This window comes from Rhodococcus sp. RS1C4, assembly GCF_002258225.1.
In the GTDB taxonomy this organism is placed as follows: domain Bacteria; phylum Actinomycetota; class Actinomycetes; order Mycobacteriales; family Mycobacteriaceae; genus Rhodococcoides; species Rhodococcoides fascians_E.
This window is the reverse complement of sequence record NZ_NOXZ01000048.1, coordinates 109,540-136,120: the sequence shown is the minus strand read 5'-3', so window position 1 is coordinate 136,120 and position 26,581 is coordinate 109,540. Positions and strand designations below refer to the sequence as shown.

Below are 26,581 nucleotides of genomic sequence, written 5' to 3'. Positions count from 1 at the left end.
TCCACACCGACGAGGGCCGCGCTTCCGCTGGTGTTCGCGGATCGGAAGCGTGGAATGCCTGCGCGTCACCTGGCGGATCTCGATCGTGACGGCCTCAAGGACGCGGTGAAGGCACTCGGATTGCCTGCATTCCGTGCCGACCAGTTGGCCAGGCACTACTACAGCCGCCTCGAAGCGGACACGAGCAAGATGACGGACCTTCCCGCCGCTGTGCGTGAGAAGGTCGGCGCCGACCTGTTCCCCACACTGTTGACGCCGATCAAACACCTGGCGTGCGACGACGGCGACACACGCAAAACGCTGTGGAAGGCGAACGACGGCACCCTGCTCGAGAGTGTCCTGATGCGGTACCCGGACCGCGCGACACTGTGCATCTCCAGTCAGGCGGGCTGCGGAATGGCGTGCCCGTTCTGCGCAACGGGACAGGGTGGTCTCGACCGCAACCTGACCACAGCCGAGATCGTGGACCAGGTGCGTTCGGCGGCGGCGGATCTGCGTGACGGCGTGGTCGCCGGTGGCGAAGGCCGGCTGTCCAACGTGGTGTTCATGGGTATGGGCGAGCCTCTCGCGAACTACAAGCGCGTCGTCGCAGCCGTCCGCAAGATCGTCTCGCCCGCGCCGGACGGGCTCGGTCTGTCCCAGCGGTCGGTGACCGTGTCGACCGTCGGACTGGCGCCGGCGATCCGCAAGCTCGCCGACGAGGGGTTGTCGGTGACCCTCGCAGTGTCGCTCCACACTCCCGACGACGAGCTACGCGACACCTTGGTGCCGGTGAACAATCGGTGGTCCGTGGCCGAGGTCCTGTCGGCGGCTCGCTACTACGCAGACCGAACCGGTCGCCGTGTGTCGATCGAGTACGCGATGATCAAGAACGTCAACGACCAGCCGTGGCGGGCCGACATGCTCGGCAAGAAGCTGCACAAGGCACTGGGTTCGCGAGTGCACGTCAACCTGATTCCGCTCAACCCGACGCCGGGCAGCGAGTGGGACGCGAGCCCGAAGGACGTCGAGCGTGAATTCGTGCGACGAGTCATCGCCCAAGGTGTGTCCTGCACGGTCCGCGATACTCGCGGGCAGGAAATCGCCGCTGCGTGCGGGCAGCTCGCTGCCGAGAACTAGGCGCGCTGCTTCCCGAAAACGCGAATGCCCGGTACGACTTCGAGTCGTACCGGGCATTCGACGTAAGTAGGAAGACCTGCGACGAAGGAAGACCTGGGAAGTTCGTCAGCGAGGCTTGCGGCGCACGATCACGTCGCGCACCACGATGCCGACCAGCGCGATCGCGAAGCCGATGAGCCACAGGTCCTCGACCAGGCCCGTGTGGTTGCCGTGAATCATGAACAGCAGCATGGCCGCAACGACGATCGCCGCGATGCGCATGGCTTTGCCGGACTCACCGCTCCATCCCCACTCGGCGGACGGGACCTCGGCGATGTCCTCGTGGGTGTACTCGACCGGGTCGTACGAAGCGGGGTTCAGCTCGGTTTGTGCCACCGGTCGATCCTCTCGGGTCATGTCTCACGCCGTCGGCAGGCGCGCTCGTCTTCGTCAATATTTGCATACGACCGTCCGTCGTAGCCACCAGGGTCCGTATCCTCGGCGCGGCGGCGCGATTGCTGGAAGACTCGACTTTCGTGACTTCGGAACGACTGTCCCACTCCCGTGTGCCCTACCCGCGCGACATGGTCGGTTACGGCGCGCATCCTCCTGATCCGCGGTGGCCGGGTGGGGCACGGATCGCCGTTCAGTTCGTGCTCAACTACGAAGAAGGGTCCGAGAACAACGTTCTGGACGGTGATACGGCATCGGAGACCTTTCTGTCCGAGATGATCGGAGCTCAGGCGTTTCCCAACCGGCACATGAGTATGGAGTCGTTGTACGAGTACGGATCTCGTGCCGGCGTATGGCGAGTGCTTCGTGTGTTCGAGCGTCGCGGACTGCCGTTGACCGTGTTCGCCGTCGCCCGTGCGATGCAGCGCAATCCGGACGCGGTGGCCGCCTTCGTCGAACAAGGGCACGAAATCGCGAGTCACGGATTGCGTTGGATCGGTTATCAACTGATCGACGAGCACGTCGAGCGTGAACACATGGCCGAAGCCATGGAGATCTTGACCGAGCTGACGGGATCGGCTCCGCTCGGGTGGTACACCGGCCGCGACTCACCCAACACCCGGTCGCTCGTCGTCGAGCACGGAGGATTTCTGTACGACTCGGATTCCTACGCCGACGACCTGCCGTATTGGGCCCGGGTGGATCGCGGGTCGGACACCGTGGACCACCTCGTCGTCCCGTACACGCTCGACACCAACGACATGCGTTTCTCGTCGCCCGGTGGATTCTCGACGGGGGAGGAGTTCTTCGCGCACCTCCGCGATGCGTTCGACGTTCTGTATGCCGAGGGTGAAGCCGGTTCACCGAAGATGCTGTCGGTGGGGTTGCACTGCCGACTCGTCGGACGTCCGGCCCGCATCAGGGCGCTGGAGCGTTTCCTCGACCACGTCCAGTCGCACGAGAAGGTGTGGATCGCTCGACGTGTCGACATCGCCCGGCACTGGATCGCCGAGCACCCTCCCGCGGCGCACGGGTGGACGTGAGGGAACAGACGGTGCGGGCGACGACCACCGCCCAGGCAGAGACCAGCACCACGTAGAGGACGACGGCCACGGCGTCGACAGCTGCGGAGCCGAGAGCGCCGCCGAGCGCGGTCGCGCCGGTGACGCACGTTCCGATCGGGAACGTGAACGACCACCAGCTCATGGAGAAGCTTGGTTCACGACGCAGGGAGCGCATTGTCACGGCCGCGGCGAGGGCGAACACGAACACTCCGAAGCCGCCCATCACCAGCCCGTGGACAATCCCGAACACCCGTAGACCTGTGGCGATCGTCGCGTCGTCGCCCGTGAACACCAGCGCTGCGTCGTTGCCGAGAAGCACTGCCGCCGTGACGGATTGGCCCACGATCCCGAGGGTGATCCATATCGTGGGGGCGGCCTGAGCAGCGGGTGCACCGCGGTGGAGCAGACGCCCGTACACCAGGGCCACGGTCAGCATGCCGACGACGAGCGAAAGCCCGAACAGCGCGTAACACCCGACGAGCATGGCCGACCGCCCCTGGCCGGGTGCGACGTGCGGGAGTAGTAACGCGCCGGTGGACGCGGACACCATCGGAGGAACGACGGGGATCAACCACGCTGGTAGAGCAGCCACGTCGGTGTGGTCGTGCGTGGTGATCATGAGGTACGGAACAGTCACGCTGGCGAGGACCCCGAGCACGGTCCCGGCCGTCCACAACGTCGCGAAGACGGCCGTCGCCGTCGCGTTGCCCAGAATGTCGCCGCCGAGAAGTTCCGCGCCCGCACCGACAGTGAGCAGAGCCATCGGGGGAGCGCCGTAGAACTGCACCGTCACCGGATTCGCCGCGTGAGCCAGGGCGTGCACGCGGTGCACGGTCCAGTGGACGGCCAGCGCGACCGTCAGCGCGATCATGACGAACGCAGCCGAGGCCCACACGATCGTCGCGAACACCCGCAGCCCGACGAACTGGACGGGGAGCGTCGCCGCCGCGGTGGCGACGATGCCCGTCCCCATCACCGTGGTGAACAGATTCGGGGTGACGTCTCGGAATATCGCGGTGGAGGCGCCGGAACCTCGTCGGGTGGCGGGTACGTTCGCGAGGAGCATCGTGGTCATGACACTCACGGTGCCCGGCCGTGGGCGGCGACGGTAGACGTCGATTGCCTATCGCGTCCAAACCTCGGCTTATGACTCGGTGGCCGCTATGGCGATGGTCACCAACGTCGACGACGGCTCGTTCGGGCGGGTTCCCGTGGGCCACACGGCACGGAGGGAGCGGCGCAGATCCAGCCCGTCCGTGCGGACGCGGACCAGCGTGCCTGCCGCCAGCTCGGCGGACACGGCGAGTGAACTGAGCACTGCGGGCGCCATTCCGCCCCCGACCGCGGCCTTGATCGCCGTGGTGGACGACACTTCGAGCAACGGCGGGGCCGAGTCGGTGCTCTCGAGCGCTCGTTCGAGGGCGCGGCGGGTGCCCGAGCCGGGTTCTCTGGTGACCAACGGCGTCGACGCCAGTTCTCGTGCGGTGATCGAGCGGCCCACCCACTCGTGGCCCGGGGCGACGACCACGACCAGCTCGTCGTGCGCGATGTCGCAGTGCTCGAGTCCGTTGGGCACGTCGGGGCTCTCGACGAAACCGATGTCCGCGCGGCCGGCGAGAACGGCGGCGGAGACATCGGCGGAATTGCCCGACGACAGCGACGGCGTGACCGACGGCTCCTGAGCGCGCAGCGTGATCAGCCATCGGGGGACGAGGTACTCGGCGATCGTGAGGCTGGCCGCGACTCTCACGTGGCTGTTCCGGTCGGTCCGAAGTGATTCGATGGACGTCGCGAGGCGCGCGGCTTCGACGACGACGCGCTCGGCCCAGCTCGCCACCAGTTCTCCGGTCGCGGTGAGGGTGGCGCCGCGGGGCGTCCGTTCGAGGAGTGGCACGCCCACTCGTCGCTCCAGAGCTGCCAGCCGCGAGCTGGCGGCCGGTTGAGACATTCCATGGGCCTCCCCGGCGCGTCCGATGCTGCCGAGTTCTGCCACGGACAACAGCAGTTCGTAGCTGATCAGATCGGTCACAAGGGTCGGCAACGGCACGGTGTCAGCTTAGGGACGGCACACGCATAGCGAACTCTCAGACACGATCAGGAACAATGGACGAGTGCCAGAGCCACTGCGAGTCGAAGATTCACCGTCGGGCAGACCCAAGAGGGTGCTGTTGCTGGGTAGTACCGGATCGATCGGGACCCAGGCGCTCGACGTCATCGCGGCCAACCCCGACAAGTTCGAGGTGGTGGGGCTTGCGGCCGGGGGCGGAAACATCGACGTGCTGCGTCGGCAGATCGACGCCACGGGCGTCGACTCCGTCGCGGTGGCGAACCCCACGGCCGGCGCCGAGCTGAACCTGCCGGACATTCTCACGGGCGACCGAGCTGTGACAGACCTCGTGGAATCGGTGCAGGCAGACATCGTGCTGAACGCGCTGGTGGGGTCGCGCGGCCTCGAACCGACCCTGGCCGCTCTGAAGTCGGGTGCAACGCTCGCCCTCGCCAACAAGGAATCACTGGTGGCGGGCGGCTCGCTGGTGACGTCCGCGGCCGCTCCCGGCCAGATCGTGCCCGTCGACTCCGAGCATTCCGCGCTGGCTCAATGTCTGCGCGGAGGCCGCGCGGCGGAAGTGGATCGCCTGATCCTCACCGCCTCGGGTGGCCCGTTCCGGGGATGGTCCGAGGTGGAACTGAAATCGGTGACGCCGGAGCAGGCCGCTGCACACCCGACGTGGTCGATGGGGCCGATGAACACCCTCAACTCGGCAACGCTGGTCAACAAGGGGCTCGAACTCATCGAGACCCATCTGTTGTTCGACATTCCGTACGACCGCATCGACGTGACGGTTCACCGGCAGTCCATCGTCCATTCGATGGTCACGTTCTTCGACGGGTCGACGATCGCTCAGGCCAGCCCGCCGGACATGCGCCTGCCCATCGCGCTCGCCCTCGGATGGCCCGACCGCGTGCGGGACGCGGCTCGAGCGATCGATTTCACCACGTCGTTCACGTGGGATTTCGAGCCACTCGACGACCGGGTGTTTCCCGCGGTTCAACTCGCCCGCGAAGCCGGGGTGCTCGGTGGGTGCATGACGGCGGTCTACAACGCGTCCAATGAAGTTGCTGCCGAAGCATTCCTGGCGGGACGGATCGATTTCCCGCAGATCGTGGAGACGGTCGGACAGGTACTCGACGCAGGCACCGGGCAGTGGACCTCCGAACCCACCAGCGTCGGTGACGTCCTCGCTGCAGATTCGTGGGCCCGCGCCCACGCCCGCGAACTCCTGAACCAGAAGGACTGAGCCGGATGGTGTTCGTATTCGGGGTGATCCTGTTCGCCCTCGGAATCACGGTGTCGATCGCGCTGCACGAGGCGGGGCACATGTGGACCGCCCGCGCGACGGGAATGAAGGTGCGCCGCTTCTTCATCGGTTTCGGTCCCAAGGTCTTCTCGTTCCGTCGAGGTGAGACCGAGTACGGCCTGAAAGCCATTCCGGCGGGCGGGTTCTGCGACATCGCCGGCATGACCGCGATCGACGAACTCGCTCCCGACGAGATCGACCGTGCCATGTACCGCCAGAAGACCTGGAAGAGGCTCGTCGTCATGATGGGCGGCATCGGGATGAACTTCGTTCTGGGCTTCGTGCTGATCTTCACCTTGGCCGTCGGGTGGGGACTACCGAATCTGAACCCGCCGGCCGGCGCGATGGTCGGGGAGATGCAGTGCGTTCCGCCGACGCAGAACGACGATCTGACTTTCCCGGAGTGCAGCGGACCTAGCCCGGCGTTCCAGGCAGGCATTCGGCAGGGCGATGTCATCGTGTCGGTGAACGGCACCGAGACACCCGAGTTCACGGACGTCGTCGCGGCGACCCAGCCTCTGTCCGGCACAGCGACCTTCGTCGTCGAACGTGACGGCGCCGAGTTGACGTTCCCCGTCCAGGTCCAGCAGGTGCAGCGCTGGGTGTCCGACGGTACGGAAACCGGCCGACGGTCGGCGACGGTCGGCGCGGTCGGAGTGTCGATGGAACGGTTCCTGCCGACCCAGTACAACGCCCTCGCCGCGATTCCCGCGTCGTTCGCGTTCACTGGCGACATGTTCGTCGAGACCGCGCATCGACTGGTGCAGATGCCGAGCAAGGTAGCGGATCTGTGGACATCCATCACCGGCGGTGAGCGTGACGCCGAGACTCCGATCAGCGTGGTCGGTGCGTCGGTGATCGGTGGACAGTTGGTGGAGCGGTCCATGTGGCCGGTGTTCGTGCTGCTGCTCGCGAGTTTGAACTTCTTCCTCGGCATCTTCAATCTGCTGCCGTTGCTCCCACTCGACGGCGGGCACATGGCGGTGACGATCTACGAGCGGATCCGCAACTTCTTCCGCAACAGACGCGGGCTGCCGAACGGCGGACCGGTCGACTACATGAAGTTGATGCCCGTCACCTACGTGGTGATCGTGATCGGCGGCGCGTACATGTTGCTGACGCTCACAGCAGACATCGTGAACCCGATCCAGTTGTTCTAAGTAGACTCATGGGTGAAGCTCACCGGAAGAAGGCAACGAAGTGACTGTGTCAGTCGGATTGGGAATGCCGGCACCGCCGGTTCCCGTACTCGGACCTCGCCGTAAGACTCGTCAACTGCAGGTCGGCACCGTCGGTGTCGGCAGCGACCACCCCATCTCGGTGCAGTCGATGACCACCACCAAGACTCACGACATCAACGCGACCCTGCAGCAGATCGCCGAGCTGACGGCGTCCGGATGCGACATCGTGCGTGTGGCATGCCCCACACAGGACGACGCGGATGCGCTGTCCATCATCGCGAAGAAGAGCCAGATCCCCGTCATCGCGGACATCCATTTCCAGCCCAAGTACATCTTCGCCGCGATCGACGCCGGCTGCGCGGCGGTCCGCGTGAACCCCGGCAACATCAAGGAATTCGACGGCCGAGTCAAAGAGGTCGCGAAGGCCGCGGGCGATGCAGGCATCCCCATCCGTATCGGCGTCAATGCCGGATCGCTCGACAAGCGGATGATGGACAAGTACGGCAAGGCAACCCCCGAAGCGCTTGTCGAGTCCGCATTGTGGGAAGCAGGCCTGTTCGAGGAGCACGGCTTCGGTGACATCAAGATCTCGGTCAAGCACAACGACCCGGTCGTGATGGTCGCGGCGTACGAGCAGTTGGCGGCGCAGTGCGATTACCCGCTTCACCTCGGTGTGACCGAGGCGGGGCCGGCGTTCCAGGGCACCATCAAGTCCGCCGTGGCGTTCGGGTCGCTCCTGTCGCGCGGCATCGGCGACACCATCCGAGTGTCGCTGTCCGCGCCGCCCGCCGAGGAAATCAAGGTCGGAAACCAGATCCTGCAGTCGCTCAATCTGCGGCCACGCAAGCTCGAGATCGTGTCGTGCCCGTCCTGCGGTCGCGCGCAGGTCGACGTCTACACGCTCGCCGACGAGGTCACCGCGGGTCTCGAAGGTATGGAGATCCCGCTGCGCGTCGCCGTGATGGGATGCGTCGTCAACGGTCCGGGTGAAGCGCGCGACGCGGATCTCGGTGTGGCGTCCGGAAACGGCAAGGGCCAGATCTTCGTCAAGGGCAAGGTGATCAAGACCGTGCCCGAGGCCCAGATCGTGGAGACGCTCATCGAGGAAGCGATGCGCATCGCCGAGGAGTTCGACGAGGGTGAGGGCGCCGACTCGGGAGCGCCGGTCGTCACCGTCGGGTAACCACTCGAAGTGGGGCCGAATGTCCCACCCGTAAAGTCCCCGATGCATGCGTCGATCTGGCAATCTATGTCCATGACGGTGGACGCGCGTAGCTCGGGAGGTGACGGACGGTGCTCAAGCTCCTCGGCGCGAAGCCACTGAGCAACAAGGACACTGCCAGTGTTCTCCGTGTGCTCGACGCCGATCCCATTGCCACGTGCATGATCGCGGCGCGTGTGCAGGAATCCGGGCTCGACCCACGGTCGTTCCACGGAGAGATGTGGAGTCGAGGGGGACCGCAGGAGTCTCTGTGCTTCTACGGTGCCAACCTGGTTCCACTGCTCGGCGACGTCGACGATCTGCGGTCGTTCGCGGACCGCGCCTGCCGAGGCCCACGTATGTGTTCCTCGCTCGTCGGGCGCGCCGAGTTGACGCTTCCGCTGTGGGAAATGCTGGAAGCCGACTGGGGAGCGCCGCGTGAGTTGCGGAGCGAGCAACCGCTCCTCGCCACGTCACAACTCTCGGAGTTTCCACCGGACCCCGAAGTCCGGTTGGTGCGCGCCGACGAACTCGACGTCTACCTGACGGCCGCTGTGGCGATGTTCATCGAGGAAGTCGGTGTGGATCCACGTGCCAACGACGGCGGCCGTGGCTACCGTCGTCGGATCGCAAGTCTCATCGCCGCGGGCCGGGCATGGGCGCGTTTCGAGGACGGCCAGGTCGTGTACAAGGCCGAGATCGGTTCACGCTCGGCCACCGTGGGCCAGATCCAAGGCGTATGGGTGCATCCTCTCTACCGAGGCCGCGGTCTCGGGTCGGCGGGAACGGCAACCGTCGTCGACGCGGTGGTGCGGAGCGGGCGCGTGGCCAGCCTCTACGTCAACAGTTTCAACTTCCCCGCCCGTCGTGCGTACGCGCGGATCGGCCTCACTCAGGTTGCGACGTTCACGACGGTCCTTCTCGACTGACAGCGATTCGTTGCCGGGGACCCGGGCGTCGCCGAACTACGATGGGCGCAATGGAATTCTCGGGTCTTCGTCGTTGCCTCGTGGTCGCGGCTGCGTGTGTCGTGGTGACGGGATCTGCAGTGGCGTGCACGCCGAGCCCGGCGGGACCCGAGCCTGCGGCGCAGGCATTCCTCGATGCGTTCTCTTCCCAGGACATCGACGCCGCGGCCGCGGACACCGACCGTCCGGACGTCGCGTCCGCCGCGCTGTCGGATGCATGGAACAACCTGCAAGCTGAATCTTTGCATGCCACAACCACTTCGGTTCGCGTCGACGGGGACACGGCCACCGTCGGTTACACCTACGAGTGGCAACTGCCGAAGGAACGGGTGTGGACGTACGACGGTGAACTCCGTATGGGACGCACCGACGGGCAGTGGGGTGTGCGGTGGACTTCCACCGACATTCATCCAGGCCTGGGCGAAACGCAGACGATGGCTCTGCGGTCGACGGCACCGCCGCGTGCGCGGGTGAACGAGCGCTCCGGCACCGACGTGTTGGTTCCGGGCGTCGTGCATCGCATCAAGGTGACCGCCGACGAGTCGGACAACATCGTCGCGACGGCCACGAACCTCGCCCGCCTTCTCGCTCCGTTCGACTCCAGCATCTCGGCGCAGAGCATCGTCGAGTCCGCGACGTCCGTCGACGGTGCGTACCCGGTTGCGCTGCTCCGAGACGAGGACTATCGAACAGTCGCGGCGGCACTCTCCGGACTGTCGGGAGTATCGGCGTCGGACGAATCGGATCTGCTGTCCACCGACAGGGACTTCGCTCCCGACCTGGTCTCCCAGGTCAAGAAATCCGTCATCGACGAGGTCGACGGCAAGGCCGGGTGGAGTGTGGTGACGGTCAACCGGAACGGCGTGGACATCGACGTGTTGACCGACACGCCGCCCGAACCCGCGCCGTCGTTCTCGATCAGTCTCGATCGCAACATCCAGGTCGCGGCACAGAACGCGGTCGATGCACGCGCCGAACAGGCGATGATGGTGGTGATCCAGCCGTCGACCGGTGCCGTTCTCGCCGTCGCCCAGAACAAGGAAGCGGACAGGGACGGACCCGTTGCATCCGCCGGCCTGTACCCGCCGGGATCGACCTTCAAGATCATCACTGCCGGTGCCGCCATCTCCAACGGGCTCGCGGGCCCGGAGACCACGGTTCCGTGCCCCGGTCGCATCGAGATCGGCGAACGCAGCATCCCGAACTACAACGAGTTCTCGCTCGGAAACGTCTCCATGGGAACGGCGTTCACGCGCTCCTGCAACACGTCGTTCGCGAAGTTGGCGAGCGAGATGGCGCCGGACGCGTTGACGGTGGCGGCGTCGCAATTCGGCGTCGGACCCGAGTACGACGTGGTCGGACTGCCGACGGACTCCGGTTCGGTACCGCCGGCCGAGGAGTTGGTGCAGCGCACCGAGGACGGTTTCGGCCAGGGCAAGGTGGTGGTGTCCACCTTCGGCATGGCGTTGGCGGCGGCGACGGTGGCCAACGGCTCGACGCCGGTGCCCACTCTCATCGTCGGTCGGGAGACCACGATCGAGGGGGAGCACCCGCAGATCGAACCTGCGATGGTCGACGGTCTTCGCGGCATGATGCGCTCGGTGGTGACCAGCGGAACGGCCGAGCGGATCGCCGACCAGGGGGAGGTCTACGGGAAGACGGGTGAGGCCGAGGTCGACGGTGGATCGCACGCGTGGTTCGTCGGCTACCGAGGTGATCTGGCGTTCGCGACCCTGGTGGTACGCGGCGGTAGCTCGGATAACGCGGTGGCGGTCACGCGCCAGATGTTCGAGCAGTTGCCCGCCGGTTACTAGGGGAGAAGGCCCAACCGGCGTGCGGCGACCACCGATTCGTGGCGTGTGCGCGTGCCGGTCTTGCTCATGATCGACCGAAGGTAGGACTTGACCGTCTCCGGCTTGAGTGACAGCCTCGCGGCTGCCTCCGCGTTGGTGCAGCCCAGTGCTATCTGCGCGAGAACGTCGGTTTCGCGAGCGGAGAGTGTCACGTCCGATTCCACGTCGGGACCGCGCAACGAGCCTGCGATGCGGTCGGACAGTTCCACGAGCCGTGCTGCCACGGTTTCGTCGATGTCGGATCCCGATAGGGTGCGCAATTCGGCGTGGATCTCGCGCAGGGTCTCCGTCGCCGACGTCGAGGGCGCAGCGGGGTGTGCGGCGACGCTGTCCATCAGGCGCAACCGACGGTCGACTTCGTCGCGGACGGCGATTTCCTGCGCCAGCCGCTTCGATGCGCGGATCATGCTGTCCGCCACGCGGTCGCCCATGGGTCCGCGTTCTCGGATCGCTGCGTACATCACCGCCCGTGACGCTCCCGCGACGACGACAGGAACAGCCAGAATCGATTGCAGACCCTCGCCGAGGACCGGCTGATCGTAATCGTGGGTGATGTACATCGACGCTCGGTAGTCGCTGACCGCGGCGGGACGACGTTGATCCAGCACTCGGCCGCCGAGGCCGGACCTGCTCGGAATGACGAGTCCGTCGAGACCTCGTGTTCTGGTGCCGTGGAAGTGGCTGAGACACAGTGTGTGCGAGTCGACTTCACCGCCGAACACGACCGGGACTCCCGACGCGTCGGCGATGTGCCTCAGTTCGGCACGCAGCGCATCCCCGTCACGTGGACGAAGAACGCCGTCACGTGTGCGGGGGCGTGGCATTTCGTCGGTCGACACGTCGGGCTCCTCGGGGTCCTGTGACCTGCATCATAGCGGGTGGGGTATCGGGCCGTGACGATCGGGTTCGAGGCTCACCGACTACCCTGGACGCATGTCTGTGACCGCCGAGAGCAAGCCGCGCCAGCCACTCGTGCCGGGTGTCGTATCACCGGTTCTGTCCGTTCCCGCGTCGATCGAAAGACCGGAGTACGCGTGGAAGCCGACTGCGAACGAAGGCAGCGAGCCGTGGGTTCAGACGCCCGAGGTGATCGAGAAGATGCGGGTCGCGTCCACCATCGCCGCTCGCGCGCTCCAGGAAGCGGGTAAAGCCGTTGCACCCGGTGTGACGACCGACCAACTCGACCGCATCGCGCACGAGTACATGATCGACCACGGTGCGTACCCGTCGACGTTGGGCTACAGGGGATTTCCGAAATCGTGCTGCACGTCCCTCAACGAGGTGATCTGCCACGGCATCCCCGATTCCACCGTCGTTCAGGACGGTGACATCGTCAATATCGACGTGACTGCCTACATCGACGGTGTTCACGGGGACACCAACGCAACATTCCTCGCCGGGAACGTCTCCGAGGAGGCGCGGTTGCTCGTCGAACGCACGCACGAAGCGACGATGCGTGCCATCAAGGCAGTCAAGCCGGGGCGCGCGCTCAACGTCGTCGGCCGCGTCATCGAGTCCTACGCGCATCGTTTCGGTTACGGCGTCGTGGAGGATTTCACCGGCCACGGCATCGGCACCACGTTCCACAACGGCCTGGTGGTGCTGCACTACGACCAGCCGTCGGTGGAGACCATCATCGAGCCGGGCATGACCTTCACGATCGAGCCGATGATCAACCTGGGCACCATCGACGGTGAGATGTGGGACGACGGCTGGACGGTGGTGACACGGGACCGCAAGTGGACCGCGCAGTTCGAGCACACCCTCGTCGTCACGGACACGGGCTGCGAAATTCTCACTCTGCCGTGAGTGGAGCCTGCGGAACGAACCTCGTTGTGAAGGCTCTGAGTGGAGCCCGCGGAACGAACCTCGTTGTGAGGGCTCTGAGTGGAGCCTGCGGAACGAACCTCGTTGTGAAGGCTCCGAGCAGCGCCTGCGGAACGAAGTTCGGGTTGTGACGACTCTGGGCGGTGCGCTACTGGTTGCGGGTACGACGTCCGATGCGGGCAAGAGTGTGTTGGTGGCGGGCCTGTGCCGGATGTTGGCGCGTCGCGGTGTGTCCGTGGCGCCGTTCAAGGCGCAGAACATGTCCAACAACTCGGTGGTGACGCTCGACGGCGGGGAGATCGGGCGGGCGCAGGCACTGCAGGCTGCGGCGTGCGGTCTGGAGCCGAGCGTGCGGTTCAATCCGGTTCTGCTGAAACCGGGAAGTGATCGGACGTCGCAGTTGGTGGTGCGTGGACGCGCGGTGGCGCAGGTGTCCGCGTCCACGTACATCGAGCACCGGCAGGCCTTACGTACTGTCGTCGCCGCCGAGCTCGAGTCCCTTCGCCGCGATTTCGACGTGGTGATCTGCGAGGGTGCGGGGTCGCCTGCGGAGATCAACCTACGTGCAACCGATCTCGCGAACATGGGGCTGGCCACCGCTGCTTCGATACCGGTGGTGATAATCGGCGACATCGATCGCGGCGGAGTGCTGGCTCATCTCTACGGAACGGTCGCGGTACTGTCGCCCGAGGATCAGGCGTTGATCAAGGGGTTCGTGATCAACAAGTTCCGAGGTGATCCGGCGTTGCTGCAGCCGGGACTGGACCAACTTCGATCGCTCACGGACAGGCCGACGTTCGGTGTCGTGCCGTACTGCGAAGAACTGTGGATGGACGCCGAGGATTCGCTCGGGGTGGTTGCCGACGCGCCGGTGGGGCGTCCGTCGCGTCCGGTGGGCGGGCAATGGCTGCGGGTGGCGGCGATCCGGCTGCCCCGCATATCCAACACGACGGACGTCGAGGCGCTTGCATGCGAGCCAGGCGTCTCGGTTCAGTGGGTGACGGAGCCGTCGCGGCTGCCCGACGCCGATCTTGTGGTCGTGCCGGGAAGCAAGGCGACGTTGTCCGATCTCGCGTGGTTGCGCAGGACAGGTCTGGCGGAGGCGCTCGAGGAACGTGGCCGCACCGGTCGGCCCGTTCTGGGCATCTGCGGCGGGTATCAGATGCTGGGGCAGACCATTTCGGACGGAATCGAATCCGACGTCGAGAAGGTGGACGGATTGGGCCTTCTCGATCTCGACGTCGAATTCCGTGCGGACAAGGTGCTGGCACGTGTGGAGGGTTCGTCGGCTCGGTTCGCGGATTCGGCCGTGTCGGGCTACGAGATTCACCACGGCCGCGTCGTACGTACCGGCGATTCGCCGCTGCTGACGTACGCCGACGGTACATCCGAGGGCAGTGTGCGCGGGTCGGTGATGGGTACTCACTGGCACGGAGTGCTCGAGTCCGACCACTTCCGTCGCGAGTTTCTGCGCTGGGCGGCTCGACTCTCCGGGCGGTCGGGGTTCACGGTGTCGCCGGCCACCAGCGTCGGGCAGCTTCGTCAGGAACAACTGGATCTGCTGGCGGATCTCGTCGAGCAGAACGTCGACGTCGACGCCCTGCTCGGTGTCATCGAGCGAGGCGTCGACGCCTGAGTGCCGACGTTTTTTCAGGGTGTTGCCGACCGCAACCCTGCCCAGCCGGTGACCGCGAACAGTCCGGCGAGAACCAGAGGTACGACGCCCAGCAGTACGAGCGCAGGCGTGTCGAGGAAGAACCGTCCTACCTGCGGCCACCAGCGTTGCCATGTGACGAGGATGGCGCCACCTCCGACGAGGACGACGGTGCCCAGGCCGATGGCGAGGACTCCGTTCACTCGGTATTGCTGATAGGCGACTCCCAGGAACAATCCGATCGCGGCGACGAGCAGCAGCGTCGCGAACAAGCCGAACCACTGCACGGCTGGATTGTCCGTCACGTATCGGACGATTCCGAACATGCGCAGTTTGACGCCGAAGCCTCCGGTGGCGGATTCCACGGCGGACAGAATCCACACGACGGTCGCCAGTACTGCAGATTGAACGACGCCGACGAGTGCCGTGGCGGAGAAGAATTCGCGTCTGGTCACAGATATTCCGAGCGCGAACGGGAACGTCTGGGTCACGGCCTGCAGATAGAACCCCACCGCAAATCCGTACATCGAGAACAGCGCACCGGTGAAGTTGTAGTCGCTGTCGGTGGTGGGTATCAACGCGAAGATGACGTAGCAGATGGCGAACGAGATGGCGAGGATTCCGAGAGGCCAGCCGATGATCAGCGGCCATGCGACCGTGTGCAGACGAGCGACGTCGAACGTTCGTTTCATGAGACCGACTCCTTGGTGGCGTGATCGGATGTGAGGGAGGCGCCCCGGCCGTACGCGGTGGTGTTCCGAATGACCAACTGCTGCAGCGACAGTGGTTCGGCGGCGAGGCCGAGCGAGGATGCGTGTGCTCGTTGCGCGTCGGTGAGGGCAGCGTCGATACTGACCCTGGCCATGGACCCGAGTGACTCTCGGTGCAGCACGGTGTGATTAGCGACGAACTTCTCGACGGCGTCCGCGGCGCCCGATATCACGAATGCGCTGTGGCGTAGAGCGTCGGCGTCGGCATCGATGACGATCCGCCCCTTGTCGATCAGCAGCACGTGCTCGATCAGGTCGCTCACCTCGTCGATCAGGTGGGTCGACAGCACGATCGTGCGCGGGTTCTCGGCGTAATCGGCCAACAGGCGGTCGTAGAACATGTGTCTCGCGACAGCGTCGAGTCCCAGGTACGGTTCGTCGAAGAACGTCAGCGGTGCACGTGACGCCAGCCCTATGACGATTCCGAGCGCGGAGGTCATACCGCGTGAGAGCTTCTTGACCTTGCGCGACGGCGGCAGGTCGAAATCGCGGACCAGGTCGTCGGCGAAGGCCTGATCCCAGTGTGGGAGAAGCCGTGCAGCGCAGGTGAGTACGTGACGGACCTTGAAGTCGTCGGGGTACTTCTGGCTTTCCTTGACGAAGCAGACGTCGGCCGAGACCGCGCCGTTCTCGAACGGCGGCATCCCGAACACCTCGACGGTGCCCGCGCTCTGGCGATTCTGCGCCGTGAGCAACTGCATGACCGTCGTCTTGCCTGCGCCGTTGCGACCGAGCAGACCGTAGATCTTGTCGGCGTGCAGGTCGAAGTCGACACCGTCGACTGCGGTGAAGTCCCCGTAGGTCTTGGTGAGGTTGCGGACCGAAGCGATGACTGGAGTGTCGTCGACCACGGTGAGGTCGTGACGGGCGTTCATGGTGCTTCCTCCCAGTTGTCGAGCATGGACTTGAGTTCGTCGACGGTCACGCCGAGCTTGCGTGCCTCGGTGACCAACGGTCTGATGAACTGATCGGCGAAATCGTCTCGGCGACGAAATCTCAATGCGTCGCGGGCGCCGGTGGTGACGAACATGCCGATCCCTCGTTTCTTGTAGAGGATTCCGTCGGCGACCAGCTTGGCCAGACCCTTGCCTGCGGTTGCGGGGTTGATGCGATGGAAGGCAGCCAGCTCGTTGGTCGAGGGGACCTGGCTCTCCTCGGCGAGTCCGCCGTCGATGATCGAGTTCTCCACCATCTCGGCGATCTGGATGAAGAGCGGGCGACCTTCGTCCATCAGTGCGAGCTCCATGAGCCCGGGTGGTTAAGTGGTTCGTTACTCATGTAACTAACCATAGAACCCGGATCGGGGTAACGCAACAGCGAGGAGCAAAGTGGTCCGTTGTGGATCGGCGGCATCGGGGTGCAGTAGCGTCGTATCCCATGGATCACAAGCACGTTGCAGCCCGCGGCGGGAGCTGCACCCTGCGCATCGCCGGTCCGGAATCGCGGCACGTCGTGCTGCTGCTCCCCGACGCAGGCGATGCCCCCGATGTGTACGACGGCGTAGCCGAGCGGCTGCACAACTCGGACCTCAAAACCGTTGCGGTGGAGGACATCGACGGGCTCGACCACGATGGAGTGCTCGAGTTGCTGACCGAACTCGGGTTGCCCTGGGTGCACCTCGTCGGCAGCGGAGTGGGCGCGGAGCTGGCCTGGGGCCTCGCAGCACGCACGTTCGGAAAGTTCACGTCACTGGTGGTGTGCGACCGAACCCACCCCGCCATCGCCGACGAGAACGGAACCGTGCGCGCAGCCGACTGCCCGGCCGTGGAGATCCCGACGACACTCGTGATCGGCAGGTCGACCAAGGCGCCGGGGGCCGACGCCAGTGGCCGCCTCGTCTACGGCGATTTCCGTGTCGTCAGACTCGACGGTGTGGACAACATTCCCTCGGCCGCGTCGGCCGAGCTCGCCACGGAGATCGTGCTGCGCACCAGCCCCTGGTGACCTAACGAATCAGATGTCCAGGCCGAGGAGCGCGTTCTCGACCACCTCGGGCAGGCCCGGGTGGATCCAGTACTGGCCTCGTGCCATGTCGGAGACGGTGGTGCCGAAACTCATGGCCTGGATGAGTGGTTGGATCACCGTCGGAGCCTGGGCACCGATGACGTGGGCGCCGAGAATTCGACCCGTCTTCTTCTCTGCGACGATCTTGCAGAATCCGTCGCGATCCTCCATCGCCCAGCCGTATGCGACGTCGCCGTAGTCCTGAATCTTGACGGCGATGTCGAACCCTTCGTCGCGCGCCTGCTCCTCGGTGAGCCCGACCTCGGCGATCTGAGGGTGCGTGAACACCGCGGCGGGGACGAATCGGTGGTCGAAGGCACGCAGCGACGAGGTGTCGTTCCACTCGTGCTGCAGGAGGTTGTGCTGAACGACTCGGGCTTCGTGGTTCGCGACGTGCTTGAGCTGGTACTCCGACGACACGTCGCCGAGGGCGAACACGCCGTCTGCGGTGGTGCGGCCGAATTCGTCGACGACGATCCGTCCTTCGTCGTCGAGCTCGATGCCTCCTGCCTCCGCGCCCAGTCGATCGCCGTTGGGCTCACGCCCGACGGCGACGAGCAGGACGTCGCCCAGCACACGGGTTCCGTCCTTCAGCTCGAGGCCGACGCGCTCGCCGTCCGAGACTGCGGACACCTCGCCCGAGTCCAGGTGGACGTCCCAGCTTCGCTGCGCCAGCTCGGTGAATCGGGTGGACACGTCGACGTCCAGCCCGCGCAGCAAGGCGTTCTTGCGGGCCACGATCGACACCTTCGAACCGAGTGCGCCGAAGACATGAGCGAATTCGGCTGCGATGTAGCCGGATCCGAGGATGACGAGGTGCTCGGGGAGCTCGGGGAGCCGCATGACGTCGCTGTTGGTGTAGTAGCGGACGCCGGACTCGGCGACCGCGTCGGGAATCACCGGACGGGACCCGGCGGCGACGACGACCTGATCGGCCGTGATGACCGAGCCGGTTCCGGTGTCGATCGTGCGGGGACCGACGAACGTGGCGTGACTGCTGAACAGGGTGACGTTGGGGCTGCCGTTCTCGCGGTAGTCCTTGCCTCCGGCGGCGATGGGGTCGATGCGGCCGAACACGCGGTCGACGATGTCCGGCCAGCGCACCTTGTCGATCGACGCGTCGATGCCGTAACGCGAGGAATCACGGATGGTCTGTGCGACCTCGGAGGCGTACACGAACATCTTGGTGGGAATGCACCCGACGTTGAGGCAGGTGCCCCCGAACGGCGAATGCTCCTCGAACAACGCGACTTTCAGGTCGGCGAAGCGTTCGTCGGCAATGGAGTTTCCCGACCCCGATCCGATGATCGCAATGTCGAAGTGCTCGGGTGTGGTCATCGAATGGTTCCGATCTCGCTGTGGTTCTGTCCGGATTCGCGGTCTATGTGGGCGCTGCGGTACAGCCAGTCGATCCACTCGTTCATCTCGTCGAACGCCTGCTTCCGGGGCGTCTCCTTGGACAGAAAGACGTCGTGACGAGCCCCCTCGATGGGAACGATGGTGGTCCGGTCGCCGAGGCATCCGGCCCACCGTGCGATCTGACGCACGTCGAGAACGGCGTCGGCCGCGTCGGTCTGCGAGCTGTACTTCCGCGAGAAATGCGTGACCTTGGAGCGGAGAATCAGCGACGGAACGCCGATGTCGAGGCCGCGGTGCAGTGTCGCGTGTCCGTGCCGGATCGCTCGGATCCAGCCGAACGTGACGGGGAACCCGGCCAGCGGCTTCCAGTCGAGGTTGTACTCCCATTCGCCCTGCTCCGACGCGGCGAGCGACACGCCGTAGGTGTCGAGGCCGGTGCCCGGCACGGGAGTCTTCGCCTTCACCCGGCCGATGACGTCGATCGCGGTCGTTCCGACGCTTCTGATCGCAGACGGTCCCTGTAGGTCGAACCACGGGCTGTTGAGCACGACTCCGTCGATTCCCTGCGCGGCTGTCCCGCCGCTCCTGCGATTGAGCCTGTCCAGCCACAGCGGAAGGATCAGTCCTCCGGTGGAGTGTGCGGTCAGTAGTACCGACCCGCCTCCGGTGTCCTGGCGAACCAGAGACAGAGCTTCGGTGAGTTCGGCGTCGTACATCTCGAGGTCGGTCACGAAGTGCGGCGTCTGTCCCTCGCGCAAGGAACGTCCGCATTTACGCAGGTCGAGCGCGTAGAACGCAAATCCTTTGGCCGCGAAATGCTCGGCGAGGTGTTGCTGGAAGAAGTAGTCGGTGTACCCGTGCACGTAGATCACCGCGCGACGAGCAGAATCCGTCCCCGACGGTTGATACCGCACGAGGGTCGCTTCGACCGTCCCCTCGCCGTCGGGGTCGTCGCCGAGCGTGATGGTGGTCTGTTCGTAGCCGTCGCCGAGGACATCGGGCACCCAGGTAGTCACAGATCACAACTGTAGTAGGAGCGTCGGGCGGCGTACGAGGAGCACAATCGGAGCAGGGCTTTTCAGGCGCGTCGAATCGGGTACGTACGGACGGGTAACGTAACCGCCACCGAAAAGTTGAACAGTCGAAGCAGTCAGTCGCCGAGCGAGAACTCACGGACAAGGAAGTCGATTCTCCAGTGTCAAAAGAACAGCAGGTCAAGACCGACGTGGTTCTCGTCGGCGCCGGAATCATGAGCGCCACCCTCGGGGCTTTGCTGAAGCAGCTCGAACCCGAGTGGTCGCTGGACGTGTACGAGCGACTCGACGCGGCCGCTGCCGAGAGCAGCGACGCGTGGAACAACGCCGGCACCGGCCACTCCGCTCTGTGTGAGCTGAACTACACCCCGCAGAACAAAGACGGTTCCGTCGACATCGCCAAGGCGCTGAACGTCAACGAACAGTTCCAGGTGTCGCGTCAGTTCTGGGCGCACAGCATCGAATCCGGCGTGCTGAGCGACCCGAAGAACTTCATCAACCCCATTCCTCACGTCAGCTTCGTCCACGGCGAGTCGAACGTGAAGTACCTCCGCGCTCGGTACGACGCACTGGCGTCGAACCCGCTGTTCGAGGGCATGGAGTACATCGACAGTCCGGACGAGTTCACCCGGCGGCTGCCACTGATGGGCGGGGGCCGCGATTTCTCCGACCCTGTCGCTCTGAACTGGAGCGACGAGGGCACCGACGTCGACTTCGGCGCGCTGACCCGTCAGTTGCTCAACTACATCTCCGGGTCCGGGGGCACCGTCCACTTCGGCACCGACGTCACCAACATCACCAAGCAGTCCGACGGCACGTGGAACGTGAAGATCGCGAACCTGCGGACCGGTGAGAAGAAGACCGTCAACGCCAAGTTCGTCTTCGTCGGAGCAGGCGGCGGTGCTCTGCATCTGCTGCAGAAGTCCGGGATCAGCGAGATCAAGGGCTTCGGTGGGTTCCCCGTCAGCGGCGAATGGCTGCGCTGCACCAACCCGGACCTAATCGCCCAGCACTCGGCGAAGGTGTACGGCAAAGCGTCCGTCGGTGCGCCGCCGATGTCGGTGCCGCACCTCGACACACGCGTCATCGGGGGTAAGCCCGGACTCCTCTTCGGCCCGTACGCAGGGTGGTCGCCGAAGTTCCTGAAGCAGGGCAAGTTCACGGATCTCCCCAGCTCGGTCAAGCCGGGAAACCTGATGTCCATGCTCGGCGTCGGTGTGACCGAGCTCGGTTTGGTGAAGTACCTCGTCGGCGAGCTCGCGCAGTCGGCAGCCGATCGCGTCGAGACCCTGCGTGAGTTCGCGCCCCAGGTCGTCGGTAAGGACTGGGAGCTCGTCACGGCCGGTCAGCGTGTGCAGGTGATTCGCAAGAAGGGTCGCGGCGGAGTGCTCGAGTTCGGAACGGCTGTCATCAACGCGGCCGACGGCTCCATCGCGGGTCTGCTCGGCGCGTCGCCGGGTGCGTCCACCGCGGTGCCGGCGATGCTCGACGTGCTGCAGCGCTGCTTCGGTGACCGCTACGACGGTTGGCAGCCGAAGCTGAAGGAGATGGTGCCCTCGCTCGGCAAGAAGCTCGCCGAGGACCGGGCGTTGTTCCGCGAGGTCTTCGATTGGACGTCGGCTCGCCTCGAACTCGGGCAGACCACCCAGGTCGCACAGCCCAGCGGCGTGTGATAGCAAGAGCTGATGACTACGCAAGCTGCTGCCCTGAAGCGTTCCTGGGCTCTGGACCTGTCCAACAAGACGTTGTACGACCTGTTGAAGTTGCGTGTCGAGGTGTTCGTCGTCGAGCAGGCGTGCGCTTACCCTGAGCTCGACGGTCGAGACCTCCTCTCCGAGACCCGGCACTTCTGGCTGGAACGAGACGGCGAGGTCGTCTGCACGTTGCGCCTGCTGGAAGAGCACGACGACGGCGAGAAAGCGTTCCGCATCGGTCGGCTCTGCACACAGCGGTCTGCGCGCGGGCAGGGCCACACCACTCGCATCCTGCGCGCAGCGCTCGCCGAGGTGGGTTCGGCACCGTGCCGCATCAATGCACAGAGCTACCTCGTCGACATGTACGCCAAGCACGGATTCCTGCCCGACGGGGAGGAAGTGCTCGAGGACGGAATTCCGCACACCCCCATGCGTCGTGGGGGCGGAACTCCATGGAGCGAGGCGTAATCGGACCGGTCGTTCGACGACCAGGGAGTTGATGCGGGGAAGTCCTGTGTGAATCAGGCACGGTCCCGCCACTGTGTAGGTGCTTCGGTCCCGAGGGGCCGAAGCACCGAAGTCAGATCACCGCACAACTTCGCAGTACGCCCGCCGGATCGGCGGGCTCGTCACCTCTCCGGCGCGGAGTCCGCCGGGACGAAGGAGTTCTCTCGTGCAGCAGCCCGGCTATCCGTTCAGTGCGATCGTCGGTCAGGAGCAGCTGCGGTTGTCCCTGATCCTCTGCGCAGTCCACCCCGGCATCGGTGGTGTGTTGGTGCGCGGCGAGAAGGGGACCGCCAAATCCACCGTCGTCCGGGCATTGGCAGCGCTGCTGCCTGCCGTCGACGACGAGGGCGTCACCAGGCCTGCACGACTCGTCGAGCTGCCCGTCGGTGCAACCGAGGATCGAGTGGTGGGCTCGCTCGATCTCGAGAAAGTGCTACGCGACGGTGAACGCGCGTTTCAGCCGGGTCTGCTGGCGGCGGCGCACCGTGGAGTGCTCTACGTCGACGAGGTCAATCTGCTGCACGACCACCTCGTCGACGTCCTGCTCGACGCGGCCGCGATGGGCCGCGTGCACATCGAGCGTGACGGTGTATCTCATTCGCACTTAGCGCAGTTCGTGCTCGTCGGGACCATGAACCCGGAAGAGGGAGAGCTTCGGCCTCAGCTGCTGGACCGATTCGGACTGGCGGTCGAGGTCACCGCGTCCCGCGATGTCGACACCCGGATGAACGTGGTGAGGCGCCGCCTGAACTACGAACGGAATCCCGAGGAGTTCGCGGCCGAGTACGCCGACTCCGACGCGGAGATTGCACGGAAGATCGTGCATGCACGCGAGGCGCTGGCCGATGTGGTGCTCGACGACACCGAGCTGCGCCGAATCGCCGCTCTCTGTGCCGCTTTCGACGTCGACGGTATGCGAGCCGACCTGGTCGTGGCTCGCACGGCCACGGCGCACGCCGCCTGGCGCGGCGCCGACGCCGTCGACGAATCCGATGTCCGGGTCGCCGCGGAACTCGCACTGCCGCACCGGCGTCGGCGAGATCCCTTCGACGAACCGGGTATCGACGAGTCGGCCCTCGACGACGCGATGCGGGATGCCGCCGAGCAGGCGGAGTCCTCCGCCGAGTCGGATCCAGGACCCGACGACGACGGAGGTGGAGACGGTGGCGGAGACGACGGGGGCGGAGACGACGGTGGCGGCGAACCGCAGCCCGATCCCGGGCCACAGACCGGCACGTCGTCGACGGACAAGCCCGACGCCCCCGAGAAACAGGCGAGTGAGCGAGACGCCGCAACACCCGGCGAGAAGTTTCGTGCGCGATCGATCGAGGTTCCCGGCGTCGGGGAGGGAGCCCCGGGTCGCAGGTCCAGGGCGCGCTCCCCGCAGGGACGCGTCGTGCGGTCGACGACGGAGCCGGGCGAGGGACTACACCTGGTGGGGACATTGTTCGCTGCCGCGGAGTCTCAGGTCGCGCGAGGTCGACAGTCCGGCCGATTCGTGTTGCAGCCGTCCGACCTTCGGGGTGCGGTGCGTGAGGGCCGCGAAGGCAACCTCATCGTCTTCGTCGTCGATGCATCCGGTTCCATGGCGGCACGGGATCGTCTCTCCGCGGTCACCGGTGCAGTTCTGTCGTTGCTGCGTGACGCGTACCAGCGACGAGACAAGGTCGCGGTCATCACTGTTCGCGGTCGGGACGCCGAGTTGGTGCTGCCCCCGACGTCGAGCGTCGACGTCGCCGCGACACGACTGCGAAGAATGAAGACCGGCGGCAGGTCACCGCTTGCTCAGGGATTCGTCACGGCGCGCGACGTTGTTCTGCGTGAGAAGGTTCGCGACCCGCTGCGCCGTGCCCTCGTGGTGGCGATGACCGATGGGCGCGCGACGGGCGGACCGGATCCGGTGGGTCGCGCGCGCACAGCGGCATCCCGCATCGCGGGTGATCACATCGGTTCCGTCGTCGTCGATTGCGAGTCGGGGATGGTTCGGCTCGGATTGGCCGCCGAGTTCGCCCGCCACCTGCAGGGCGGGTACGTCCGTCTGGCCGATCTGTCGGCCGAGCGCGTCGCCGCCGTCGTACGTGCGGCCGCGTAGGAAGGCGAGAAGCATGCCTCAGGGAGTTCCGCTTCCGGGATCGGTACCGCAGGACGGATTGACCACCCGGCAGCGTCGCAATCAACCGGTACTGGCCGTGCACACCGGGCCGGGCAAGGGGAAGTCGACCGCTGCGTTCGGGATGGCGTTACGCGCGTGGAACCAGGGTTTCGACGTGGGTGTGTTTCAGTTCGTCAAGAGCGCCAAATGGAAGGTCGGTGAGGAAGCGACCTTCACGATGCTGGGCGAACTCCACGAATCTTCGGGTGTCGGCGGCGCTGTCGAATGGCACAAGATGGGCGAAGGTTGGTCCTGGACCCGAAAGAAGGGGTCCGAGGTGGACCACGCTGCAGCCGCTGCCGACGGGTGGGCGGAGATCGCGCGGAGACTCTCGGAGCAGACGCACCGGTTCTACGTCCTGGACGAATTCACGTATCCGTTGAAGTGGGGATGGGTCGACGTCGACGAGGTCGTCGACGTGCTTCGGAGTCGGCCGGGTAATCAGCATGTCGTCATCACCGGCCGCGATGCACCTGCAGCGCTGATCGACGCGGCCGATCTGGTCACCGAAATGGCGAAGATCAAACATCCGATGGACGCGGGCCGCAAGGGCCAACGCGGAATCGAATGGTGACCACCTCCGTTCCCGCCGTCGTCATCGCCGCCCCGGCATCCGGGAGCGGGAAGACCACGGTGGCAACGGGTTTGATGGGTGCGCTGCGTGGCGCCGGGCGTCGTGTCGCACCGTTCAAGGTCGGCCCCGATTACATCGACCCCGGCTATCATGCACTTGCGACCGGGCTTCCGGGCCGCAATCTCGACGCGGTCATGGTCGGCGCCGAGCGGATAGGTCCGCTGTATCGACACGGAAGCGCGGGCTGCGACATCGCCGTCGTCGAAGGCGTCATGGGCCTGTTCGACGGCAAGATCGACATGTCCGGTGGTGGCGCCGCCACAGCCGAGGGCTCCACGGCCGCCGTCGCAGCCATGCTCGGTGCGCCGGTCGTACTGGTCGTCGACGCACGAGGCCACAGTCAGAGTCTGGCCGCTGTGCTGCACGGGTTCTCGACGTTCGACACGTCCGTTCGCATCGGCGGCGTGATCCTGAACCGAGTGGGAAGTCCTCGCCACGAGGAGGTGCTCCGTCAAGCGTGCGAACGTGTCGGCGTGCCGGTTCTCGGGTCGCTGCCCCGGATGGCGGAACTGGCCGTGCCGTCCCGGCATCTCGGACTGATCACCGCGCTGGAGCACGGAGGCCGGGCACGGGCGGCCGTCGATGCGATGTCCGACCTCGTCGCCGCGCACGTGGACTACGCCGCGATCGTCGCACTGGCCCGCTCGGCGGTGCAGGATCTACCGTGGGACCCCGCGGGCGAGGTGGGCAGGCACTACGAGACCCGTCCCGTGGTGGCGATGGCGGGAGGGCCCGCCTTCACCTTCGGGTACGCCGAACACATCGAACTTCTCCGAGCGTCGGGAGCCGATGTCGCCGTGTTCGACCCACTGACGGACGGGCTGCCCGACGGCACCTCCGGAGTCGTCGTCCCCGGAGGCTTTCCGGAGGAGCACGCCGAACAGCTGGCGTCGAACACCGCGTTGCTCGCCGACGTCCGCGCCGCGGCAGACCGCGGCATTCCGATCCACGCGGAATGCGCCGGGCTCCTGTACCTGGCGCGCGAACTCGACGGGCACTCGATGGCCGGAGTGCTCGACATCGAAGCACGTTTCGGCACGTCGCTCACTCTCGGTTATCGCGATGCGGTGGCGTTGGAGACGTCCGTTCTGTTCGACGCCGGGCAACGAGTGAGCGGGCACGAGTTCCATCGGACCAGGCTCGTGGATCAGGCGCCCTCGACCGACCTGCACTCCGCGTGGGGGTGGCGGAACCCCAGCGTGGCAGCGGATCGGGCGTTCGTACAGGAAGGATTCGTGCGCGGCGGTGTACACGCGTCGTACCTGCACACGCACCCGGCGGGCAGCCCGGAGTCGGTCCGTCGTTTCGTCGGTGCCTGCGCAACGTTCGCCGCCGCGCGTACCCACGAGACCAGAGCGGGCGCGTGACGCCGGCGGCCACGCACGTGGTCGTGGGTATCGGAGCGACGTCGACGGCGTCGGTGGCGGATTGCCTCGCCGTCCTGCGTGACGTCGTACCGACGACGTTCACGATCGTGGCGTTGTCCACGCTGGAGTCGAAGGACGCTCAGATGCTGCCCGTCGCCGAGTCCCTCGGTGTGACGCTGCACCTGTGGTCCGCGGAGGAACTTGCGGCGGTGACGGTCACCGAACCGTCCGCTCGGACGCGGGCCGCCACCGGAACGCCCAGTGTCGCGGAGGCGGCGGCGCTGCGCGCAACCGAAGGACGCCTCGTACTCGCGAAGACGAGTGCCCGGGGTGTGACGGTCGCTGCAGCGCTGCTGTGACCGGCCACAGTGGCGCGTCGAGCGGACTCAGGGCATCGTGGTG

24 protein-coding genes, 1 pseudogene and 1 riboswitch are annotated in these 26,581 nt (G+C 65.8%); of the genes and pseudogenes, 16 read left to right on the top strand and 9 right to left on the bottom strand.

Annotated features, from left to right (window positions below; genetic code table 11):
* Nucleotides 1-54: 54 nt before the first annotated feature.
* Nucleotides 55-1,119, top strand: coding sequence for a dual-specificity RNA methyltransferase RlmN (gene rlmN / locus CH289_RS24485; protein WP_051104840.1), 1,065 nt, complete (start codon nucleotides 55-57; stop codon nucleotides 1,117-1,119).
* 105 nt (nucleotides 1,120-1,224) lie between these two features.
* Here rlmN and CH289_RS24480 read toward each other — a convergent pair whose 3' ends face one another.
* Entirely contained in the window at nucleotides 1,225-1,494 is a 270-nt protein-coding gene (locus tag CH289_RS24480) for a DUF2631 domain-containing protein (protein WP_019664234.1), read from the bottom strand.
* Nucleotides 1,495-1,682: 188 nt separating this feature from the next.
* Here CH289_RS24480 and puuE point away from each other — a divergent pair, with 188 nt between their 5' ends.
* The gene (gene puuE, locus CH289_RS24475; RefSeq protein ID WP_020110283.1) at nucleotides 1,683-2,594 is read left to right on the top strand and encodes an allantoinase PuuE; all 912 of its coding nucleotides are present in this window, start codon (nucleotides 1,683-1,685) and stop codon (nucleotides 2,592-2,594) included.
* Between the two features lie 19 nt (nucleotides 2,595-2,613).
* On the opposite strand, the pseudogene CH289_RS24470 reads toward puuE, so the two are convergent.
* A pseudogene (locus CH289_RS24470) lies at nucleotides 2,614-3,681 on the bottom strand (TDT family transporter); the annotation flags it as partial.
* A gap of 78 nt (nucleotides 3,682-3,759) precedes the next feature.
* The gene (locus tag CH289_RS24465; RefSeq protein ID WP_230594233.1) at nucleotides 3,760-4,662 is read right to left on the bottom strand and encodes a LysR family transcriptional regulator; all 903 of its coding nucleotides are present in this window, start codon (nucleotides 4,660-4,662) and stop codon (nucleotides 3,760-3,762) included.
* A gap of 64 nt (nucleotides 4,663-4,726) precedes the next feature.
* Between CH289_RS24465 and dxr the strand changes: the two genes are divergently transcribed.
* From dxr to CH289_RS24440, 5 genes are all read left to right on the top strand, one after another.
* Entirely contained in the window at nucleotides 4,727-5,914 is a 1,188-nt protein-coding gene (gene dxr / locus CH289_RS24460; protein ID WP_371828075.1) for a 1-deoxy-D-xylulose-5-phosphate reductoisomerase, read from the top strand.
* Between the two features lie 5 nt (nucleotides 5,915-5,919).
* The gene (locus CH289_RS24455) at nucleotides 5,920-7,134 is read left to right on the top strand and encodes a M50 family metallopeptidase (RefSeq protein WP_019664229.1); all 1,215 of its coding nucleotides are present in this window, start codon (nucleotides 5,920-5,922) and stop codon (nucleotides 7,132-7,134) included.
* Nucleotides 7,135-7,198: 64 nt separating this feature from the next.
* Nucleotides 7,199-8,338 carry a flavodoxin-dependent (E)-4-hydroxy-3-methylbut-2-enyl-diphosphate synthase gene (gene ispG / locus CH289_RS24450; protein ID WP_094728785.1) on the top strand — a complete coding sequence of 380 codons (1,140 nt, stop codon included), beginning with the start codon at nucleotides 7,199-7,201 and terminating at the stop codon, nucleotides 8,336-8,338.
* A gap of 110 nt (nucleotides 8,339-8,448) precedes the next feature.
* Nucleotides 8,449-9,285: a GNAT family N-acetyltransferase gene (locus CH289_RS24445; RefSeq protein ID WP_019664227.1), complete on the top strand. Its 837-nt coding sequence runs from the start codon at nucleotides 8,449-8,451 to the stop codon at nucleotides 9,283-9,285.
* 50 nt (nucleotides 9,286-9,335) lie between these two features.
* Nucleotides 9,336-11,138 carry a penicillin-binding transpeptidase domain-containing protein gene (locus tag CH289_RS24440; RefSeq protein ID WP_094728783.1) on the top strand — a complete coding sequence of 601 codons (1,803 nt, stop codon included), beginning with the start codon at nucleotides 9,336-9,338 and terminating at the stop codon, nucleotides 11,136-11,138.
* On the opposite strand, the gene CH289_RS24435 is transcribed toward CH289_RS24440, so the two are convergent.
* Nucleotides 11,135-12,001: a LuxR C-terminal-related transcriptional regulator gene (locus tag CH289_RS24435; protein WP_026347632.1), complete on the bottom strand. Its 867-nt coding sequence runs from the start codon at nucleotides 11,999-12,001 to the stop codon at nucleotides 11,135-11,137. The genes CH289_RS24440 and CH289_RS24435 overlap by 4 nt on opposite strands.
* A 109-nt stretch (nucleotides 12,002-12,110) precedes the next feature.
* On the opposite strand from CH289_RS24435, the gene map reads away from it, so the two are divergent.
* Nucleotides 12,111-12,986 (top strand): type I methionyl aminopeptidase, encoded by an 876-nt coding sequence (gene map, locus CH289_RS24430; protein ID WP_019664224.1) that lies wholly within the window; start codon nucleotides 12,111-12,113, stop codon nucleotides 12,984-12,986.
* A 154-nt stretch (nucleotides 12,987-13,140) separates the two neighbouring features.
* The gene (locus CH289_RS24425) at nucleotides 13,141-14,640 is read left to right on the top strand and encodes a cobyric acid synthase (RefSeq protein WP_179276872.1); all 1,500 of its coding nucleotides are present in this window, start codon (nucleotides 13,141-13,143) and stop codon (nucleotides 14,638-14,640) included.
* A gap of 14 nt (nucleotides 14,641-14,654) precedes the next feature.
* Here CH289_RS24425 and CH289_RS24420 read toward each other — a convergent pair whose 3' ends face one another.
* From CH289_RS24420 to CH289_RS24410, 3 genes are read right to left on the bottom strand one after another with little or no spacing between them, the layout of a single operon-like run.
* Nucleotides 14,655-15,350: a hypothetical protein gene (locus CH289_RS24420; RefSeq protein ID WP_033189593.1), complete on the bottom strand. Its 696-nt coding sequence runs from the start codon at nucleotides 15,348-15,350 to the stop codon at nucleotides 14,655-14,657.
* Nucleotides 15,347-16,303 (bottom strand): ABC transporter ATP-binding protein, encoded by a 957-nt coding sequence (locus CH289_RS24415; RefSeq protein ID WP_019664221.1) that lies wholly within the window; start codon nucleotides 16,301-16,303, stop codon nucleotides 15,347-15,349. The genes CH289_RS24420 and CH289_RS24415 overlap by 4 nt, the downstream gene beginning before the upstream one ends.
* Complete coding sequence (locus CH289_RS24410) at nucleotides 16,300-16,662, bottom strand: GntR family transcriptional regulator (RefSeq protein ID WP_026347629.1); 363 nt, start codon at nucleotides 16,660-16,662, stop codon at nucleotides 16,300-16,302. Before CH289_RS24410 ends, CH289_RS24415 begins: the two co-directional genes overlap by 4 nt.
* Nucleotides 16,663-16,805: 143 nt before the next feature.
* Here CH289_RS24410 and CH289_RS24405 point away from each other — a divergent pair, with 143 nt between their 5' ends.
* Nucleotides 16,806-17,372, top strand: coding sequence for an alpha/beta fold hydrolase (locus CH289_RS24405; protein WP_019664219.1), 567 nt, complete (start codon nucleotides 16,806-16,808; stop codon nucleotides 17,370-17,372).
* A 9-nt stretch (nucleotides 17,373-17,381) separates the two neighbouring features.
* Here the strand turns inward: CH289_RS24405 and mtr are convergent, their stop codons facing one another.
* Together mtr and CH289_RS24395 are read right to left on the bottom strand one after the other, a co-directional pair.
* Entirely contained in the window at nucleotides 17,382-18,770 is a 1,389-nt protein-coding gene (gene mtr / locus CH289_RS24400; RefSeq protein ID WP_019664218.1) for a mycothione reductase, read from the bottom strand.
* Nucleotides 18,767-19,807, bottom strand: coding sequence for an alpha/beta hydrolase (locus CH289_RS24395; protein ID WP_026347628.1), 1,041 nt, complete (start codon nucleotides 19,805-19,807; stop codon nucleotides 18,767-18,769). Before CH289_RS24395 ends, mtr begins: the two co-directional genes overlap by 4 nt.
* Nucleotides 19,808-19,986: 179 nt before the next feature.
* Between CH289_RS24395 and mqo the strand changes: the two genes are divergently transcribed.
* From mqo to CH289_RS24365, 6 genes are all read left to right on the top strand, one after another.
* Entirely contained in the window at nucleotides 19,987-21,498 is a 1,512-nt protein-coding gene (gene mqo, locus CH289_RS24390) for a malate dehydrogenase (quinone) (RefSeq protein WP_033189594.1), read from the top strand.
* Nucleotides 21,499-21,510: 12 nt separating this feature from the next.
* Nucleotides 21,511-21,987 (top strand): GNAT family N-acetyltransferase, encoded by a 477-nt coding sequence (locus tag CH289_RS24385; RefSeq protein WP_019664215.1) that lies wholly within the window; start codon nucleotides 21,511-21,513, stop codon nucleotides 21,985-21,987.
* A gap of 11 nt (nucleotides 21,988-21,998) precedes the next feature.
* Nucleotides 21,999-22,148, top strand: a riboswitch (adenosylcobalamin (AdoCbl) riboswitch).
* Nucleotides 22,149-22,192: 44 nt separating this feature from the next.
* Complete coding sequence (locus CH289_RS24380; RefSeq protein WP_094728781.1) at nucleotides 22,193-24,118, top strand: magnesium chelatase subunit D family protein; 1,926 nt, start codon at nucleotides 22,193-22,195, stop codon at nucleotides 24,116-24,118.
* Between the two features lie 13 nt (nucleotides 24,119-24,131).
* Entirely contained in the window at nucleotides 24,132-24,752 is a 621-nt protein-coding gene (cobO, locus tag CH289_RS24375; RefSeq protein WP_019664213.1) for a cob(I)yrinic acid a,c-diamide adenosyltransferase, read from the top strand.
* Nucleotides 24,746-26,179: a cobyrinate a,c-diamide synthase gene (locus CH289_RS24370; RefSeq protein ID WP_026347627.1), complete on the top strand. Its 1,434-nt coding sequence runs from the start codon at nucleotides 24,746-24,748 to the stop codon at nucleotides 26,177-26,179. Before cobO ends, CH289_RS24370 begins: the two co-directional genes overlap by 7 nt.
* Entirely contained in the window at nucleotides 26,176-26,538 is a 363-nt protein-coding gene (locus CH289_RS24365) for a cobalamin biosynthesis protein (RefSeq protein WP_019664211.1), read from the top strand. The genes CH289_RS24370 and CH289_RS24365 overlap by 4 nt, the downstream gene beginning before the upstream one ends.
* Nucleotides 26,539-26,581 lie beyond the last annotated feature (43 nt).

Bases quoted from the DNA above. Each gene is read 5' to 3' on its own strand.
- rlmN (WP_051104840.1), top strand. From the start codon at position 55: ATGCCTGCGCGTCACCTGGCGGATCTCGATCGTGACGGCCTCAAGGAC.
- map (WP_019664224.1), top strand. From the start codon at position 12,111: ATGTCTGTGACCGCCGAGAGCAAGCCGCGCCAGCCACTCGTGCCGGGT.
- CH289_RS24440 (WP_094728783.1), top strand. From the start codon at position 9,336: ATGGAATTCTCGGGTCTTCGTCGTTGCCTCGTGGTCGCGGCTGCGTGT.
- mtr (WP_019664218.1), bottom strand. From the start codon at position 18,770: ATGACCACACCCGAGCACTTCGACATTGCGATCATCGGATCGGGGTCG.
- CH289_RS24405 (WP_019664219.1), top strand. From the start codon at position 16,806: ATGGATCACAAGCACGTTGCAGCCCGCGGCGGGAGCTGCACCCTGCGC.
- cobO (WP_019664213.1), top strand. From the start codon at position 24,132: ATGCCTCAGGGAGTTCCGCTTCCGGGATCGGTACCGCAGGACGGATTG.
- CH289_RS24415 (WP_019664221.1), bottom strand. From the start codon at position 16,303: ATGAACGCCCGTCACGACCTCACCGTGGTCGACGACACTCCAGTCATC.
- CH289_RS24420 (WP_033189593.1), bottom strand. From the start codon at position 15,350: ATGAAACGAACGTTCGACGTCGCTCGTCTGCACACGGTCGCATGGCCG.
- CH289_RS24435 (WP_026347632.1), bottom strand. From the start codon at position 12,001: ATGCCACGCCCCCGCACACGTGACGGCGTTCTTCGTCCACGTGACGGG.
- CH289_RS24385 (WP_019664215.1), top strand. From the start codon at position 21,511: ATGACTACGCAAGCTGCTGCCCTGAAGCGTTCCTGGGCTCTGGACCTG.
- ispG (WP_094728785.1), top strand. From the start codon at position 7,199: ATGCCGGCACCGCCGGTTCCCGTACTCGGACCTCGCCGTAAGACTCGT.
- puuE (WP_020110283.1), top strand. From the start codon at position 1,683: ATGGTCGGTTACGGCGCGCATCCTCCTGATCCGCGGTGGCCGGGTGGG.
- CH289_RS24370 (WP_026347627.1), top strand. From the start codon at position 24,746: ATGGTGACCACCTCCGTTCCCGCCGTCGTCATCGCCGCCCCGGCATCC.
- CH289_RS24455 (WP_019664229.1), top strand. From the start codon at position 5,920: ATGGTGTTCGTATTCGGGGTGATCCTGTTCGCCCTCGGAATCACGGTG.